Raw genomic sequence first — 17,342 nt, 5'->3', positions numbered from 1 at the left:
CTTCTCTTCTCGATTCTCGTGGGGTTTTGCGCTCAGCTGGTGAGCAGTCCGCCTTCGACGCCGAGCACCACGTCGGCGCGGGTCACTTGTGCATCATATCCAGATATGTTGCATATACGAGACGTGCAGAGATATATATCACTTCAACGTCAATCGGTAGCATGGTGCGCAGGCATCGGCTCCCACAACGACATCTGGAGGTACGCCATCGCCGAGACACCGTTGGGACGCATGCTCGCGTCGACCGACCGCAAGCCAGATCCATTGGCTGCGTTCCGAATTGCGCGCGGTTGGTTCCTGGCCGGCCGCCGCATCGAGATGGGGGAATTGGCAACCGAACTCGGGGTCAACCGGGCCACGCTGTTCCGCTGGGTCGGTGGCCGCGACGAGCTGCTGGCCGAAATCCTGTGGTCGCTGGCCGAACCGACACTGACGGCGGCCATCGATGCCTCTCCCGGTCATGGCGCCGAACGCATCTCCCACGCCGTCGGCCGTTTCGCCACCCTGATCGACCAGGCCGGGTTCTTCCAGGAATTTCTGCGCCGGGAGCCGGAACGGGCACTGCGCATCCTGACCACGCGCGCGGGCACGGTGCAGTCCCGACTGGTTGCCGCCATCGAACAGATGCTGAACGACGAGATCAGCCAGGGACGCCTGGAACCGTCGCTGCCGCCGCGCGATCTGGCCTACCTCGTCGTGCGCATCGTGGAGTCATTCCTGTACGCCGACATCATCACCGGCGAACCATTGGAGATCACCCAGGCCGAACTGGCCATCGCCGCGCTACTGGGTCATCGGTCCTGACCACCACATTTCGCCGACGACAGCATCCAGCTTTTTCACAACATTAGATTCTGTTTCTTCCCGCGAAACAGGCGTACTGTGCTCCGAATCACACCGCTGAGGTGCGTTCGTCCGCTGCACGCTGCAGCGCCCGCGAAGGGACGCGACATGACGTCGAACCCCGTTGGCTCCGAACCCAAACTACACAAAGGCACCAACTGGTGGGGCGCCTTCGTGATCGGCTTGGCCGGCCCCATCCTGGTCACCGGCATCGATCCCCCAGCCGTGCAAGCCCTCGGCGCCGCCGCGATACCCATGCTGGCCATCGCCACCGGCATCGGAGTACTGCTCTGTCTGTTCGCCGCCGAACTGGCCGCCGTGATGCCGCACCGCACCGGCGGCCTGCCCTCCTACACCACCGAATCCTTCGAACTCGTCCACCCCGCCACCGCCACCCACCTCGGCGGCCTGTCGGCCTGGGCCTACTGGCTGGGCTGGTTTCCCGTCGCCCCCATCAACATGATCCTGGCCTCGGCCTACATCACCCAACTGTTCTCCATACCGCAAGGACCATCGTTCCTGCCGTTCGGCGGACTGGGCAGCCCCATCACGCTCTCGGTGCTGATCATCTCCGTCGTCGCCATCGCCATCATGTACGTCCCGGCCTACTTCGGCATCAAACTGGGCGCCGAATTCGCCACCATCCTGGGCATCGTGTCCATGGCACCCCTGACCATCCTGATCCTGCTGCCCCTGTTTCACCCCAGCTCGATCCACCTGAGCAACCTCGCCGGCTTCCACTTCGCCCCCGGCGTCCTGGGCAGCCCCACCCTCATCCTGGCCTGGATGTTCGTCATGACCTGGTCGGTGCTGGCCATGGAAGCCGCCGCCTGCTACCTCGGCGAATGCCGCAACCCCGCCCGCGACGCCAAAATCGCCATGACCATGGAAGGCGTCTACGGCTTCTTCATCTTCGTCTTCATGGCCGTCGCCCTGGTCGCAGTCCTGGGCGTGGCCAAAGACGCCGACCCCCTGACCATCTTCACCTCACTGATCACCGCCGTCACCGGATCCTCGGGCGGCTGGGTGCAATGGGCCCTGGGCCTACCGCTGATCGTGGCGCTGCTGCTCTCCGTACTCAACGCCATCATGGGCTGCGCCCGCTCCCTCTACCAAGCCTCCGAAGACGGCATGCTGCCCCGCTGGTTCGGCCACCTCAACACCCACGGCGTGCCCGCCCGCGCCATGGCCTTCAACGTGGCCTGCTCGGTCATCGTCCTACTGTTCGGCAGCCCGCTGCGCATCTACATCTTCTCCAACATGGGCTACCTCTTCTCCGCCGGACTGGTGTTCTTCGCCTACTTCGCCCACCGCCAAACACGACCCACCATCCACCGCCCCGTACGACTCCCGGGCTTCATGCGCTGGGTCGCCCTGGCCATCGGCATCTTCTGCGCCGTGCTGTGGCTCTTCGGCGGCTGGAACAGCCCTTCCATCGTCATCGGCACCTCCAGCCACACCCTGTTCTTCGTCGGGGTGCTGGTCCTCGCCGCTTACTTCCCCCTGCACATGTGGCGCCGCATGACGGACCGCCGCATGCAGACCGCAGCGGCCGCGATCAAGCCGGAGCCCGAACCGGTATGAGTGCGGGCCTACCCGGGGACGTTGGGCACCTGCGGTGACGTGACCGTGGTCGACGGCACGGTGACGGTAACCGTGCTGGTGCTCGGACTGGTGGTGCTGGTCGTCGGTGATGGGGTCGTCGTGGGTGTGGTCGTGACCGCCGGGGCTCCCGGCGCGATGACTGTCGTTGTCACCGTCGATGTCGACGTCGAAGGTGACGTCGTCGTGGAAGTGGCCGTGCCTGCCGCGATGACGCCGCAGGCTACGGGCTTGCCCGAAGGGGCCGCGGAGGCTGCGCCGCTGCGGTTGGTCGGTCCGGCGTCGAGGACGAGCGATGTGCCTTGGGAACTCTGCAGATCAGCCGCGGTGAAATCCGCCGAAGTGGTCACGAGCTTGGCCCCGCCGTCGGGACGTACCTGCAGATCGGCGAGGTCGCCGCTGGCCGAATAGGTGTTGTGCCCGCTGACCTGCAGTGGGCTTCCCGGCGCGGCGAAGTCACACGTGCCGGCCGCGTGGATTTGCAGGCCGTGGAAGCCCGGGCTGAGCAGCCCGGTTCCCACCGACTGCACGGTGACCGTGGCATAGCCATTGGCGAATTCGATCGACGCGTTCGCGACGGTGGTCCCGTCGGCGGTCTTCAAGTCCGTCTTCAGTGCACCGCCGGCGGCGCCGGTACTTTGCGGGGTGCCCGACTCACCGCCCCCGGTGGACGACTGGTTCGAGCACGCACCTGCACCGATGACCGAGACGGCGACTACCGCAGCAACAGCGATGGGCTTCATCATCGTCGCGGAATTCCCCGTAGCCCGCGCGTTAAACAAGCCCGCCGAGCGATGGAACTAGAGGCGCTCGATGATCGTCACGTTGGCGGTGCCGCCGCCCTCGCACATGGTCTGCAGACCGTAGCGGCCGCCGGTGCGCTCCAGCGTGTTGAGCATGGTGGCGAAAAGCTTGGCGCCGGTTGCGCCGAGCGGATGGCCCAACGCAATGGCGCCGCCACTCGGATTCACCTTGTCCGGATCCGCCTTGGTCTCCTTGAGCCACGCCAGCACCACGGGCGCGAAGGCCTCGTTGATCTCGACGGTGTCGATGTCGTCGATCGACAGACCCGTCTTCTCCAGCGCGTACTGGGTGGCCGGGATGGGGCCGGTCAGCATCATCACCGGATCGTCGCCACGCGCGCTGATGTGGTGGATGCGGGCCCGCGGCTTGAGGTTGTACTTGTTGATGGCCTCCTCTGACGCCAGCAGCACGGCCGAGGCTCCGTCGGAGATCTGACTGGCCAGCGCGGCGGTCAGCCGGCCGCCCTCGACCAGCGGCTGCAGCGCCGCCATCTTCTCCAGCGTGGTCTCGCGCGGCCCCTCGTCGACGCCGAAGTCCCCGACCGGGACGATCTCGTTGTCGAAGTGGCCTGCCCGGATCGCGGCGAATGCGCGCTGATGGCTGTTGTAGGCGAACTGCTCCATCTCTTCACGGGAGATGTCCCACTTCTCGGCGATCATCTCCGAGCCGCGGAACTGCGAGATCTCCTGGTCGCCGTAGCGGTGCAGCCAATTCTTGGATTCGTTTGTGGGCGAGGTGAATCCGAATTCCTTGCCGACCACCATGGCCGAGGAGATCGGCACCCAGCTCATGTTCTGCATGCCGCCGGCCAGGATGACGTCGGCGGTGCCGGACATGATGGCTTGGGCGCCGAAGGAAATGGCCTGCTGCGACGATCCGCACTGCCGGTCCACCGTGACGCCGGGGACGGCTTCGGGGTACCCAGCGGCCAACCAGGCGAGTCGGCCGATGTTACCCGCCTGTCCCCCGATGGCGTCGACACAGCCGACAATGACGTCGTCGACAACCCCGGGATCTACGTCGTTGCGGTCGAAGATGGCACGGAAAGCGTGCACTCCCAGGTCAATTGGATGCACATCGGCCAACGCCCCCTTCTTCTTGCCGATAGGGGTGCGCACCGCGTCGACGACATAGGCCTCAGGCATTACTGGTCTCCTTTGACAGTGGCGCCGCCGGCGGTGATTCCGCCGAGGACAATGGCGAGGTATTGCCGGCCGACCTGCTCGGCCGAGAGTGGCCCGCCGGGTTGATACCAGCGGACGGAAACCCAAGTGGTGTCACGGATGAACCGGTACACGAGGTCGACATCGAGGTCGGGCCGGAACGATCCGTCGGCGACGCCCTGCTGCAGGATGTCGACCCACATCTTGCGCTGCTCTTTGTTGCGGGCCTCGACGAAGGCGAACTGCGGCTGCGCGGAGAGCCGCTTGGCCTCGTCCTGGTAGATCACCACCTGCGCGTGCCGGTGCTCGATGGCCTCGAAGGACGCCATGAAAAGACCTTTGAGCCGCTCCAGTGGAGCGGCTTCCCGGTCGACGATCTCTTGATAGCGCGCGAACAGCCAGTCCAGGAAGTCCCGCAGCACCTCTTCGACCATTTGTTCTTTGGACTTGAAGTGGTGGTACAGACTTCCCGAGAGGATTCCTGCGGAGTCGGCGATATCGCGGACCGTCGTTGCTTTCAGACCGCGTTCGGCGAACATCGTCGCAGCGAGTTCGAGGAGTTCGTCCCGCCTGCTTGCCGGCTGGCTCGACGTTTCCGGCGCCATGCCGACAGCATAGCAACCAAGCGCTTGCTAGGTCACGTCAGAGTGCGGCCTGCCGCATTTCCTCAAGTCCCAGCCCGGGTCGAGTGGCCAGTTGCGTACGTCAGACGCGCAAAATCCGTGCACAAGTGGCCACTCGGCGCCCCGGAGCCCCCCGCTGACTCCCCGGCCACATCTCGCCAAGGGTCAGACGGGTTGCGGCACGCCCTCGCTCACTCGCGCCTCGACGGGCGCAGCCGTGACCACATCTTCGTCGCGAGGTGCGCTGCGCCGCGCCAGCGTCACGGAGAGCACGGTCGCCACGAACAGAATTGCCACCGCCACCGAACCGGCCGCCACCGAAGTGGGCCACAGCCCGTTGAGCAGCAGGATCGCCGACACGCTGCAGGTCGGAACGCCCAGAAGAATCAGGAACCATCCGGTGAAGTGACCCAGATCAATCCGGCCAACCTTGGCGACCCCGAGTCCCAGGAGCACGAAGAACAACGACCACATGATCGCCCACGTCGCCCAGATGACCGCGAACACCGGATCGGTGCCGACACTCTTGATCGCGTAGTACACCGCGACGGCCGCGACGAACGAGCTGTACCAGCCGAACCCGCGCGGGTCGATGTCGAAGATCTGGATGAACCCGAACCACAGGTAGGTGAACCCGAACAGATAACTCGGCCAGGTCGCATTCACGATGCCCGGATCCCCTTCGGACTGGAAGAGCACCAGCGTCGGCAGTACGACCTGAGCGGCCCCGACGAACAGGTTCAGCGGCGCCGCCCCGCGGGCCTCGACCACCCCGACCGACACCAGCCCATTGACGAACAGCACCACGCCGACGAGAAGCAGCCCGACGTTTCCCATCAGCGCGCAACCCATTCCACGAATTGCTCAGAAGTGATGACGGGCGCGAAGAAGTTGTTGATCCGCTCGAACGCCGCACGCTCCTGATCCGGGTGGGCAGTGCCCGTCGCGTCGCCGATGACGATGGGCAGCAGGCCGTGATCGCGGGCCGCGCGGGCGTTGCCCTCGACGCACCAATCGAGGTGTATCCCGGTGAGCACCAAAACCTCTACCCGCTGCCGGCTCAGCGCCAGCGGCAGGTCGGTGCCGACGAAGGCCGTCTGCAGCGCCTTCTCGTAAAGCTCGTTGTCGCCGGGCTGCACCAGCTCGTGCAGTTCGCCGACAAGTTCGTTGTCCCAGGCGATCTGCTCGGCGGTGGCGTCGATATGACCGGTCCACCCGTCGTACTGCGCCTTGTCGAAATCCGTCTGCGGGTAGTCACCACGGAACACCGAGAACCCGATCCAGTTGAACGACACGAAGTTCGACGCCGACCGTGCCGCCTTGGCCACCTTGACGGTCGCCTGCAGGCTGCCGCGGAACGCATGCCCTTCGGCGTACTGCACCCCGCCCGGTTTGTACAGCGAGTTGGACTGGCTGATCGACAGGAAAGCGGCCGGCCGGGAAAGGATCTCGCGAAAGTCGAGCTGCTCCCAGTGTTTGGCCAGCGGTGGGATGGCGGCTCGGTTGTCGGCGGGATATCCCAGTGCCTCGGGGTCCAGCGCAATCGGAGCGAGCGGGGTGGTTTGAGTTGAGCCGTTGACGGCGAGTGCGGTCACACGCAATACCTTCGGCGGCCGTCAGCCAGGTTCACAGGCTTTGAATCGACGCGATTCTGGCCGACCTACCGGTAGTCCTACGACCAGTACGGCGAGCAGTAGTCCGGCAGATCGGTCACCACCGGGCCGTCGGCAAGCGACCGCGACAGGTTGAACAGGTACCACGGGTCGGAATGCGGCCCGTGGAAGCGCACGCAGCCGCGAATGTCCTCGGGCAACCGGTGCAGGGCCGGATCGATGTCGGTCGACAACCTCGACAGGTACTCGGCATCGAGTTGGCCCGTCTGCTCGAAGCGGTCGATGTTGCGGTCGGCGACGAGCCGCTCGGGATTGAGCGCGGCCAATCCGAGCAGCGCCACGACACCGGCCACCAGCACCGCGTGCGGCAGCCAGCGCCCCGTCATGCGCACCCCGGCCGCGGCCACGAGCAGAAACACCACGCCCAGCCACAGTTCGATGGTGACGACCATGAGCCGATCGGTGCTGAAGCCGTAGGCCTGCTGGTAGAGCCACATGCGATGGACGGCCGAGATGACCACGACAACCGATGTGGCACAGAGGATCCCGACCAGCACGCGCAGCACCCGACGATCGGCGGTGCTGCCCCGTCCGGCCACCCGGATCACCACACTGAGCACCAGCAGGGTCAACGCCGAAACCCATAGCAGCTGCCAGAAACCCTGCCGGGCGTATTCGGCGTATGTCAGCCCTTCGGTCTCCAGCACATGGGTGTGGCCGCCGAACAGCACCGCGGCCTGCACCACGACGAACGCGATGAACAGTGCGTCGAGAACGCCCAGCGGCAGCGCCCATTCCCAGCGCGGCACCGGCCGCATCGGCGCAGGCGCCAGGGCGTCCAGCCGGGGCGGGAACCGCGTCAGGTAGGCCCCGCCGAGGACGAAGGACGCGACGATGCCGAACACCACGATGCGGGCGGCGATATCGACCCCGTCGACCGATGGCACGAGATTGCCGGCCATGTGCGCGAAAGCCGCGTCCGCCGAGGCGAACAACGCGCCGAACACCACGGCCAGCAGCACGGTGAGACCGATGACGACGGCGACGCGCGCCGGTTTGGTGACACCCACCCGGCTCGGGAGTCCGCGTCGCACCCAGCCACTCACGCGGGCAGGCAACGCCCACGGCAGAAACGGCCCGGTGAACACCGAGGTCCAGGTTCGCCCGCCGAACAGCGTGCACCAGCCGACGATCCAGGCCGCCATGATGCACAGCACGCCCAGCCAATCGGCGGCCAGCAGCGCGGGCACCGCGAGCAGCGCCAGGCTGAGCACGATGCCGCCCCACTGCGCTCGAGTGGGCCGACGTTCGGCGGTGCCGTGCACCACGCCGAACACCATGGCGCCGACGGCCAGGTAGCCGATGCTGAGCACCGACGGCCGCCATACCGCTGTTCCCACCAGGCCCGCGACCACGGCGAGCATGAGCAGCCGTCGCGGGATCGACGCCAGCGGGTCGATCGGCCACACCCGCCGCGACCAGACCGTCCATCCGGGCTCGCCGGAGCGCGGCAGCGCCGGCCCGATCAGCGGTGGCATGACCGGTTGCCCCTTGGCTCCTGTCAGCAACGTCGTCATGCCGATTCCTCCCTCGATTCCGGGATGCTCACCCTGATCCGGCAACCCACCCCGGTGTCCATCACTTCGATCACCCCGCCGTGCAACTCGACTGCCCACCGCGCGATCGCCAGACCCAGCCCGGTTCCCCCGTCGGTGGTGGCGCCGCGGGTGAACCGCTCGAAAACCCGTTCCCGCTCGCCGGGTGCAATGCCCGGCCCCTGGTCGGCCACCTCGAGCCGCAGGCCCGCCGGCCCTCGGCTCGCCCGTACCGTCACGCGACCACCGGCCGGACTGTGCCGAATCGCGTTGTCCACCAGGTTGATCACGACCTGACGCAGGCGGGCCGGGTCGGCCACAGCCTTCAGGTCCGGCGGTGTGACCCGGATGTCCACGGGCACCGTGCTCGCCGACACCGAGACGTGTTCGACGGCATCGCGCAGGAACTCGTCGACGTCGAACCGATTGACCTGCAACGGTATTGCTCCGCCCTCGATGCGGGAGAGGTCGAGCAGATCGGTCACCAATTCGCCGAGGCGCTCGGCCTGCGACAGCGCCATCCGCATGGTCTGGGCGTCGGGTTCGACCACCCCGTCCACCACGTTCTCCAACACCGCCCGCAATGCGGTGATGGGCGTACGCAATTCGTGCGACACGTTGCCGATCAGCCCGCGCCGGTACTCGTCAGCGGCCTCGAGGTCGGCCGCCATCTGATTGAATGCCGTTGCCAATTGCCCGATTTCGTCACGCGATGTGGCGCGAACCCGGATGCTGTAGTCACCGCGGGCCATGGCCAGCGCAGCCGCGGTCATCTGCCGCAGCGGCGAGGTCATGCCGTGGGCCAGGAACTGCGTCAATGCCAGCGACGCCGCCAGCGCGGCCAGCAGCGCATAGCGGAACTGCCAGCTCGCGCCGATCCAGAACGTGAACGACGCCAACAGGATCGCCCCGCCGACGAGCAGCCCGGTCTTGACCTTGAAGGAGGCGAAGGGATCCAGGGGACGGGGCACCCGGTCCCACAGTTCGCCGATCAGGCTCACCGGTGCCCTCGGCTCTTCGCGCAAGCGCTCATCTGGCCCCTCGGCTCTTCGCGCAAGCGCTCATCGCGGAACCTCGAGGGCGTACCCCACCCCATGCACAGTCCGGATGAGCTCGGACCCGAGTTTGCGGCGCAGGGCCTTGACGTGGCTGTCGACCGTTCGGCTCTCGACGTCGGAGGTCCACCCCCAGACGTGTTCCAGCAGGGTCTCACGGGCCACCGCGGCGCGCGGCCGGCCGGCGAGGAAGGCCAGCAGGTCGAACTCCGTTCGGGTCAGGTGGATCTCCTGCTCGCCCTGATGTACCCGGCGCTCGGCCAGATCGATGCGGTAGTCCCCCAGCGACAGCGGCTGGTCGGCGCTCGCCCGGTCCACCCGCCGCAGCAGCACCATCACCCGGGCCACCAGTTCGCGCATGCTGAACGGCTTGGTCAGATAGTCGTCGGCGCCGATGCCCAGGCCGATGAGCATGTCGGTCTCGTCGGTGCGCGCTGTCAGCATCAGCACCGGCACCGCGCGCTCGGCCTGGATACGCCGGCACACCTCCAGCCCGTCGAAGCCGGGCAGCATCACGTCGAGCACCACCAGATCGGGCTGGATCGCTGCCGCGGTTGCTACCGCCGACGGTCCGTCGACGGCTGTCTCGACGTCGAACGCCTCGGCGCGCAGCCTGGTGGCCACCGCGGACAAGATGGTCGGCTCGTCGTCGACCACCAGGATTCGCTTCACGGATCTGACTCTAGGTGCAGGTTGTGGTGGTCACGGGCAGCGATTGTGAAGATCCTGTGCAGACCATGTCGGCCGTTCTGGCTACGCTGGCCTGGGTCAGGCTATGGCAGGAGGGACATCGGGGTGGACCAGAACACGGCATGGTCCACCGACGAGGTGCGTCAGTTTGCCGGGAAGGCCTACGCCGCGGGCCAGAAGCTGGCAGGCGCTGCCGGCTGGTCCAACACCGGCGCCACCCAGACCTTGTTGTGGGGCGACTTCCAGGGCAGCGGGCGGACGCCGTACCGCGTGCAGGTCAATCTGGTGGGTCCGACGTACAAATGCTCGTGCCCGTCGCGGCAGTTCCCCTGCAAACATGTGGTCGGTCTGGTGCTGCGCTGGTGCGGTGGCAGCGTCGACGAATCGGACGCGCCGGCAAGCACGCTGACGGCGCCCGCCGCTCCGAAGGCGCCGCGGGAAATCAGCGAGAAAGCCGTCGCGGCACGGCAGCGCAGCGTTGCCGAGGGCTTGGAACAGCTCGACCGGTGGATCCATGACCAGGTCCGCAACGGCATCGCCGGGATCAGCACCGATCCGTACGCGGGGTGGAGTGAGCCGATCGCCAGACGCATGGTCGACGCGAAGGCACCCGGCCTGGCGGGCTGGTTGCGCAACCTTCCCGGCTATCTCACGCACGACGAATGGCCGCGGATGATCATCGAGGATCTCGGGTTGATGCAGCTGCTCATCGACGCCTACCGCACCATCGACACTCTCTCCGACGAGACCGCCGCGGCGGTGCGTCGCCACATCGGCTTCACGGTGGCGCGGGCCGACGTGCTGGCGACGGATCCGGTGACCGACACCTGGCAGGTGCTCGGCTACGCGGAGACCTTGGAGGACCGCTACACCACCCGGCGAATGTGGTTGAGCGGAAATGCTACCGGGCTGCTGGTCAACGTGCAGTCCACCGCGCCGAGCGGAGCCAGCTTCGACAACCGGCTCACCCCGGGCCGCGAGTTCACCGGCGGTGTGCATCTGTATCCCGGCGGTCCGTCGAGCTTCCGTGTCGCGATCCCCGACGGTGACGTGCCGACAACGCCCATCGAGCAGCTCGCCGTCACCGGCACCGGGATCGACGCCGCGTTGGCCGGGCGGGCGCGCGCCCTGGCCGTCGACCCGTGGCTGCTGCGCTACCCCGCGATCGTCACCGCCCGGCCCGCGCAGCACAGCAAGCCCAAGCGCCGTCATCTCGTCGACGCGAACGGCAATGCGCTACCGGCGAACTGCGACGACGACCACTGGGGACGGCTGCAGGCGGCGTCGGGCGGCCGGCTGCACCCAATCCTGGTCGAGATCACCACGGACGGGATCGATCCGCTGTCGATGCTGAGCGACGCGCCACCGTCGCGCCTGACCGGACCGGCGGTGACGGCACTATGAGCGACTACCAGCGGATGATCTCCGCAGCGACTGTGGGATTCGGTGCAAAACCCTTCCCGGCAGGCACATTCGATCCTCCCGTCGACGGCCGCGTCGCCGCGGTGTGCGATGCAGACGATTCCGTCGGGTCGGTGCTGCGGGTGGCCGGTCTCTATGCCGTCGCCCGGCGGGCCGGACAGTTGCCGTCATCGATCGATCCGGCCACCGCCCCTGCACCCGCTGAGACCCGGCCGCTGATCACGGGTGCCCACGCGTTCCTGATCGAGCGGGCGCTCACCGTCAGGCCCATCCTCGACGGTGTACTCGGCGATATCGCCGCGGCCGGTCTGCGGCTGCCGCCACGGCTCATCCCGGAACTGTTGCGCCTGCAGCAGAGCGGTGTTGTGACGCAGGCACTCTGGGATGCGATCGGCAGCGGCGGCCAGTGGTATGCCGTCGAGCACTACGGCCGTGGCCACCGCGCGCTGCGCAGCGTACGGTGGGCGGACAGCACGGACTGGCCCAAGGAAACCGACTACACCCACGGCGACATCGCCAAACGCCTCGAGTGGCTCGCCGTGGCCCGCACGCTCGACCCGGACCGGGCTCGCGACGTCGTGGCGTCGCACTGGACTTCCGAGGACGCCGAGTCGCGGGCAACGCTTTTGGCGGCGTTTGCGGCCCCCGAGCACGACGCCGACGAGCCGTTCCTGGAAGCCGCGCTCGACGATCGTGCCGTGACCGTCCGGAGCGCCGCTGTCGCCGTGCTCGACCGACGATCCGGCAGCCGCTATCTCGATCGCATGAAAGCGCGTGCCGCCCATATCTTCTCGGTCAAAAAGTCGGTGCTCGGGGTGAAGATCACCGTCCATCCGCTGCCCGGGCCCGACGCTGCCGCCGTTCGCGACGGGCTGAGCACCACCAAACCTGAAGCCGTCATCGCGCGCACCCCGATCGCCTTCTGGAGCGAGGTCTTCGGTGGAGCGGCACCGGAGAAGGTGGCCCGCGCGCTGCCGGACACCGTGCTCGCGGCGCTGACGCTCAGTGCGTTACGCGGCAACGACCCCAGGTGGGCCGTTCCACTGTTGCAGCGTTGTCTGCCAACCGATTACGGCACCTCATACGATCCTGCCACCGCACACCCGGCGATCTCTGCCGAGATGATCCGAGCGCTCACCAACACCGCGGAGTCCGCGCCCCTGGTCCGTCTCGCTGCGGGTCTGCCACGGCCGTTCGCTCGCGAGGTGGCCGAAGCGCTGTTCGGATCCCTGGCCGGGGCCGCATGGGGCACCGCGCGCCAGCGTCGGGAGGCCGCCGCGCATCTTGCCGCCGGATATCCCCTGGACTGGCTGCCACGCTTCGTTGCACTGGTCGACCGCACAACCGACGAAGAACTGCACAGGTTCTATGCCACCGTGTTCGAACTGCTCACCCTGCGCTCCGACATTGCAAAGGAACTGCCATGAACCCGACCCTGCTGCGCCCGCATGCCGAGCAGTTGTTCGCCGCGGAACTCGCCGCGCTGCGGGCCGCCGATGCCTTGCCGGTACCGCCGAACTGGTCGATGTCCCCGCATGGGGTGGTCCGGTATCTGCTCGGTGGCGAAACCGTTGAGGGCGTGGAGATCACCCCGAAGTACATCGGCCCGCGCCGCCTGATGGAGGTGGCCGTGGCGACGCTTGCGACCGACCGGGCGCTGCTGCTGCTCGGGGTTCCCGGCACCGCAAAGACGTGGGTGTCGGAGCATCTGGCGGCGGCGGTGACCGGGGATTCGACGCTGCTGGTGCAGGGCACCGCCGGCACCGTCGAGGAGGCTGTGCGGTACGGCTGGAACTACGCCCGGCTGATCGCGGAGGGTCCGTCGGAGCAGGCCCTGGTCCCGTCGCCGATCATGACCGCGATGCGGGGCGGCAAGATCGCCCGCCTCGAAGAGCTCACCCGCATCCCGTCGGAGGTGCAGGACGCGCTCATCACGGTGCTCTCCGAAAAGACCCTGCCGATACCGGAACTCGGCACCGAGGTGCAGGCCACGCAGGGCTTCAACGTGATCGCGACGGCCAACGACCGCGACCGCGGCGTCAACGATCTGTCGTCGGCGCTGCGGCGCCGGTTCAACACCGTGGTGCTCCCGCTGCCCGCGAGCCTTGAGGACGAGGTCCAGATCGTGACGCGCCGCGTCGCCGACATCAGCGGGTCGCTGCAACTGCCCGAAGTTCCTACCTCGGCCGACGAAATCCGCCGCGTCGTCACGGTTTTCCGCGAACTGCGCTCCGGGTTGACCGCCGACGGCCGCAACAAGCTCAAGCAGCCGTCCGGCACGCTGTCCACCGCGGAGGCGATCTCCGTTGTCACGCAAGGGATCGCGATGTCGGCGCACTTCGGTGACGGCGTGCTGCGACCTGCTGACACCGCGGCGGGCATCGTCGGCGCGGTGGTGAAGGATCCGGTCAACGACGCGGTGGTGTGGCTCGAGTACCTCGAGGCCGTGGTGCGGGAACGCGATGGCTGGGCCGACTTCTACCGGGCATCGCGGGACGTGCTGAACTCGTGACCACCCACGTCCTGGGCATTCGGCATCACGGACCCGGATCTGCGCGCGCCGTGATGTCCGAGCTGGCCCGGATCCAGCCCGACATCGTGGTGATCGAAGGACCGGCCGACGCGAACCCGCTCACCACCGACGTCGACCACGTCGACATGGTGCCGCCGGTGGCGATCATGGCGTATGCCGTCGACGATCCCGCGGTGTCGGCGTTCTGGCCGTTCGGCGGCTTCTCGCCCGAATGGCAGGCACTGCTGTGGGCCGCCCGCAACCAGGTGCCGGTGCGGTTCTGCGATCTGCCCGCCGCCACCGTGCTGGCCCAACGCGACCAGCGGCACGAAGATGTCTCCCGTGTTCGGGTCGATCCGATCGCGGCGCTCGCCGACGCCGCGGGCTACGACGACCCCGAACGGTGGTGGGATGACGTCGTTGAATCCCGTACGGATGGCAGCGGATTCGACGCGATCACCGAGGCCATGCGGACGGTTCGCGAGCTCGAACCCGGCGATGACGACGACCCGATCGAGCAGCAGCGCGAAGCACACATGCGTCAGGTGATCCGTAAGGCCGCCAAGGAATTCGCGACCGTGGTCGTGGTGTGCGGCGCCTGGCACGCGCCGGCCTTGGCCGGAAAACTGCCCGCCGCGACCGCTGATTCGGCGCTGCTGCGCGGCCTGCCGAAGGTCAAGTGCGCGACAGTGTGGGTACCGTGGACACATTCGCGGCTGTCCGCGGCGTCGGGTTACGGCGCAGGCATCCGCTCCCCGGGCTGGTACCAGCACGCGTTCCTGGAACGGGACCGGCCGGTGGAGACCTGGCTCACCCTGGCGGCCAGGGCTTTACGCGCGCACGACATCTTCGTCTCCTCGGCGCACGTCATCGAAGGCGTGCGGCTGGCCAACGCGCTGGCCACGATGCGGGGCCGGGCCCATCCCGGTTTGAGCGAGGTCAACGAAGCCACCGAGGCCGTGCTGTGCGAAGGCTCCGATGCCCGGTTCGGCCTGATCGTGCGCGAGCTGGTCATCGGTGAACGGCTGGGCAGCATTCCCCAGCATCTGCCGATGCTGCCGCTGCTCGCCGACATCACCAAGCAGCAGAAGTCGTTGCGGCTCAAGCCCGATCCAACTGCCAAGCAGGTCACCCTCGATCTGCGCAAACCCAATGACCTCGCCAAATCCCACCTGCTGCACCGGCTCGCCGTCCTCGACATTCCGTGGGGCGAGCCCGAGATGACCAGCGGCCAGGGCACATTCAAAGAAGCCTGGGCGCTGCAGTGGCTGCCGGAGTTCGCCGTGAAGGTCGTGGTGTCGTCGGTGTGGGGCAATACGGTATACCGCGCGTGCAAGGCCAAACTGGCCGATACCGCCACGAACGCCACGCATCTGGGTGAGGTCACCGCAGCCATCGAGGCCGCCCTGCTCGGCGGTGTCGACGAGGCTGTCGCACCGCTGCTGGCCATCCTGGAGAATAAGGCCGCCGTCGACCGCGATCTCACGGAGCTCATGGCGGCCCTGCCGGCGCTGGCCCGCTCGCTGCGCTACGGCGATGTCCGTCGCACCGACGCCGGTGCGCTCGGCGTGGTCACCACGTCGCTGCTGCGCCGGGTCAACGTCGGTCTGCCCGCGACGCTCACCGGCCTGGGATCCGATGCTGCCGCCGAGATGCTCGCACACGTCAACGCCGTGACCGACACCGTCGATCTGCTGGATGCCGATGTTCGAGGCGAATGGCTGACCACCATCGCACGGCTGGCCGACCGCGACGATCTGCACGGCAGCCTGGTCGGCCGGTTCGTCCGGATCGGTGTCGACGGCGCGGTGTTCACCACCACCGAAGCGGCCCGACGCATGCGCCGCGCCCTGAGTATCGGTGCGCCCGCCGACGAGAAGTCCGCCTGGATCGAAGGCTTCCTGTCCGGCAGCGGGCTGCTGCTGGTGCACGACACCGAACTGCTCTCCGTGATCGACGAATGGCTGATCGGTTTGACGGCAACCGAATTCACCGACGTGCTGCCCCTGGTACGTCGTACCTTCAGCACCTTCGACGCAGGCATCAAACGCAACATCGGGCACGCGGTGGCCACAGCCGGCGCCGCCGTCCACACCGAATTCGACATCGACGCCGACCGCGCCGGCCCCGCGGTGATCGCGGCGGCGGCGATCTTCGCACGAGGTATCGCCCATGCCTGACGAGACCATCCCCGACGAACGCGACCGCCGGTGGCGGCTGGTGCTGGGCTCCGACGCGGAGTCACTGCCGAGCCTGCAGGGCGGTGACGTCGAGATGGACAAAGCCCTGTCGGCGCTCTACGACCGCAAAGGTGGGCTCGGCGGCTCGGCACCTCGAGTGGCCCGGTGGTTGGGCGACATCCGAAAGTACTTCCCCAGCACCGTGGTTCAGGTGATGCAGCAAGACGCGATCGAGCGGCTCAACCTGCGCATGCTGCTGCTCGAACCGGAGATGATGGACAGCGTGGTCCCAGATCTGTCGTTGGCCACCACGCTGATCACGCTGGGCGAGGCCATTCCCGACGAGTCCAAAGCCTCGGCCCGGGCCTTGGTGCGCAAGGTCGTCGGGGACATCGAGCGTCGCATCGCCGACGGCACCCAGGCCACACTGCGCGGAGCACTGTCCCGCAATGCCCGCACCAGCCGTCCGCTGTCGGCCGACATCGACTGGAACCGCACCATCGCGCGGAACCTGAAAACCTTTCAGCCCGATCTGAACACGATCATCCCCGAACGCCTCGTCGGATTCCGCCGCGCCGGCCGATCCGTCACCAAGGACATCGTGCTGGCCATCGACCAGTCCGGCTCGATGGCCGAATCGATCGTGTACTCAGCGGTTTTCGGGGCGGTGATCGCGTCGATGCGTTCGTTGCGCACATCGCTCGTGGTGTTCGACACCGAAGTGGTCGATCTGACCGATCTACTCGACGATCCCGTCGACGTGCTGTTCGGCACCCAGCTCGGTGGCGGCACCGATATCAACCGGGCCATCGCCTACTGCCAGACCTTGATCACCCGGCCGGCCGACAGCATCTTCGTGCTGATCTCCGACCTCTACGAGGGCGGCGTGCGCGACGAGATGCTGGCCCGGGTCAAACAACTCGTCGACGCGGGCGTCCAAGTCGTGGTCCTGCTGGCGCTGTCCGACTCGGGCGCACCGTCATTCGACCGCGAGATCGCCGCAGACCTGGCCGCCATGGAGATCCCCGCCTTCGCCTGCACGCCCGACGCGTTTCCCGAACTGCTGGCGCTGGCCATCAACAAGGGCGACATCCGAGGTTGGGCGGACCGCACCGGGCTCGCTCAGCGGGGCATGGAGCAGGCCTAGTCACATGCCGCCGATGGCACAGGATTCCCCGCGCAATTCGCATGCCGCCGATTTTGACATCAGGACTGTTGTGATCAACGAAGCACAGCCCTG

The 17,342-nt window shown here is 67.3% G+C and carries 15 protein-coding genes; 7 read left to right on the top strand and 8 right to left on the bottom strand.

What is annotated here, in order from left to right; all coding sequences use genetic code 11:
• The first annotated feature begins 231 nt into the window (after positions 1-231).
• Together BTO20_RS04625 and BTO20_RS04620 are read left to right on the top strand one after the other, a co-directional pair.
• Positions 232-804 (top strand): QsdR family transcriptional regulator, encoded by a 573-nt coding sequence (locus tag BTO20_RS04625; RefSeq protein ID WP_087073779.1) that lies wholly within the window; start codon positions 232-234, stop codon positions 802-804.
• Between the two features lie 147 nt (positions 805-951).
• Positions 952-2,427 carry an APC family permease gene (locus tag BTO20_RS04620; RefSeq protein WP_087073777.1) on the top strand — a complete coding sequence of 492 codons (1,476 nt, stop codon included), beginning with the start codon at positions 952-954 and terminating at the stop codon, positions 2,425-2,427.
• Between the two features lie 8 nt (positions 2,428-2,435).
• Here the strand turns inward: BTO20_RS04620 and BTO20_RS04615 are convergent, their stop codons facing one another.
• The 8 genes from BTO20_RS04615 to BTO20_RS04580 all read right to left on the bottom strand — a co-directional run bounded on the left by BTO20_RS04615 (position 2,436) and on the right by BTO20_RS04580 (position 9,970).
• Positions 2,436-3,191: a superoxide dismutase family protein gene (locus tag BTO20_RS04615; protein ID WP_087073775.1), complete on the bottom strand. Its 756-nt coding sequence runs from the start codon at positions 3,189-3,191 to the stop codon at positions 2,436-2,438.
• Between the two features lie 54 nt (positions 3,192-3,245).
• Entirely contained in the window at positions 3,246-4,394 is a 1,149-nt protein-coding gene (gene fadA6 / locus BTO20_RS04610) for a steroid 3-ketoacyl-CoA thiolase FadA6 (RefSeq protein WP_087073773.1), read from the bottom strand.
• On the bottom strand, positions 4,394-5,017 hold the full coding sequence (gene kstR2 / locus BTO20_RS04605) for a TetR family transcriptional regulator KstR2 (protein WP_087073771.1): 624 nt from the start codon (positions 5,015-5,017) through the stop codon (positions 4,394-4,396). The genes fadA6 and kstR2 overlap by 1 nt, the downstream gene beginning before the upstream one ends.
• Before the next feature lie 183 nt (positions 5,018-5,200).
• The gene (locus BTO20_RS04600) at positions 5,201-5,872 is read right to left on the bottom strand and encodes an AmiS/UreI family transporter (RefSeq protein ID WP_087081606.1); all 672 of its coding nucleotides are present in this window, start codon (positions 5,870-5,872) and stop codon (positions 5,201-5,203) included.
• The gene (locus BTO20_RS04595) at positions 5,872-6,630 is read right to left on the bottom strand and encodes a cysteine hydrolase (protein WP_087073769.1); all 759 of its coding nucleotides are present in this window, start codon (positions 6,628-6,630) and stop codon (positions 5,872-5,874) included. Before BTO20_RS04595 ends, BTO20_RS04600 begins: the two co-directional genes overlap by 1 nt.
• 77 nt (positions 6,631-6,707) lie before the next feature.
• Positions 6,708-8,225, bottom strand: a complete 1,518-nt coding sequence (locus BTO20_RS04590; RefSeq protein WP_087073767.1) for a DUF4153 domain-containing protein — start codon at positions 8,223-8,225, stop codon at positions 6,708-6,710.
• Positions 8,222-9,244: a HAMP domain-containing sensor histidine kinase gene (locus BTO20_RS04585; protein ID WP_087073765.1), complete on the bottom strand. Its 1,023-nt coding sequence runs from the start codon at positions 9,242-9,244 to the stop codon at positions 8,222-8,224. The genes BTO20_RS04590 and BTO20_RS04585 overlap by 4 nt, the downstream gene beginning before the upstream one ends.
• A 60-nt stretch (positions 9,245-9,304) precedes the next feature.
• Positions 9,305-9,970: a response regulator transcription factor gene (locus BTO20_RS04580; RefSeq protein WP_087073763.1), complete on the bottom strand. Its 666-nt coding sequence runs from the start codon at positions 9,968-9,970 to the stop codon at positions 9,305-9,307.
• A gap of 123 nt (positions 9,971-10,093) precedes the next feature.
• Here BTO20_RS04580 and BTO20_RS04575 point away from each other — a divergent pair, with 123 nt between their 5' ends.
• The 5 genes from BTO20_RS04575 to BTO20_RS04555 are packed head-to-tail and all read left to right on the top strand — an operon-like array spanning position 10,094 to position 17,249.
• Positions 10,094-11,392 (top strand): SWIM zinc finger family protein, encoded by a 1,299-nt coding sequence (locus tag BTO20_RS04575; RefSeq protein ID WP_157680132.1) that lies wholly within the window; start codon positions 10,094-10,096, stop codon positions 11,390-11,392.
• On the top strand, positions 11,389-12,837 hold the full coding sequence (locus tag BTO20_RS04570; protein ID WP_087073759.1) for a DUF5691 domain-containing protein: 1,449 nt from the start codon (positions 11,389-11,391) through the stop codon (positions 12,835-12,837). Before BTO20_RS04575 ends, BTO20_RS04570 begins: the two co-directional genes overlap by 4 nt.
• Positions 12,834-13,922 carry an ATP-binding protein gene (locus BTO20_RS04565; protein WP_087073757.1) on the top strand — a complete coding sequence of 363 codons (1,089 nt, stop codon included), beginning with the start codon at positions 12,834-12,836 and terminating at the stop codon, positions 13,920-13,922. The genes BTO20_RS04570 and BTO20_RS04565 overlap by 4 nt, the downstream gene beginning before the upstream one ends.
• Before the next feature lie 53 nt (positions 13,923-13,975).
• Complete coding sequence (locus BTO20_RS04560; RefSeq protein WP_408632180.1) at positions 13,976-16,102, top strand: DUF5682 family protein; 2,127 nt, start codon at positions 13,976-13,978, stop codon at positions 16,100-16,102.
• Positions 16,095-17,249, top strand: a complete 1,155-nt coding sequence (locus BTO20_RS04555; protein ID WP_087073755.1) for a VWA domain-containing protein — start codon at positions 16,095-16,097, stop codon at positions 17,247-17,249. Before BTO20_RS04560 ends, BTO20_RS04555 begins: the two co-directional genes overlap by 8 nt.
• Positions 17,250-17,342 lie beyond the last annotated feature (93 nt).

The sequence above is a fragment of the Mycobacterium dioxanotrophicus genome (assembly GCF_002157835.1).
GTDB lineage: Bacteria > Actinomycetota > Actinomycetes > Mycobacteriales > Mycobacteriaceae > Mycobacterium > Mycobacterium dioxanotrophicus.
This window is presented reverse-complemented; position numbering and strand designations above follow the sequence as displayed.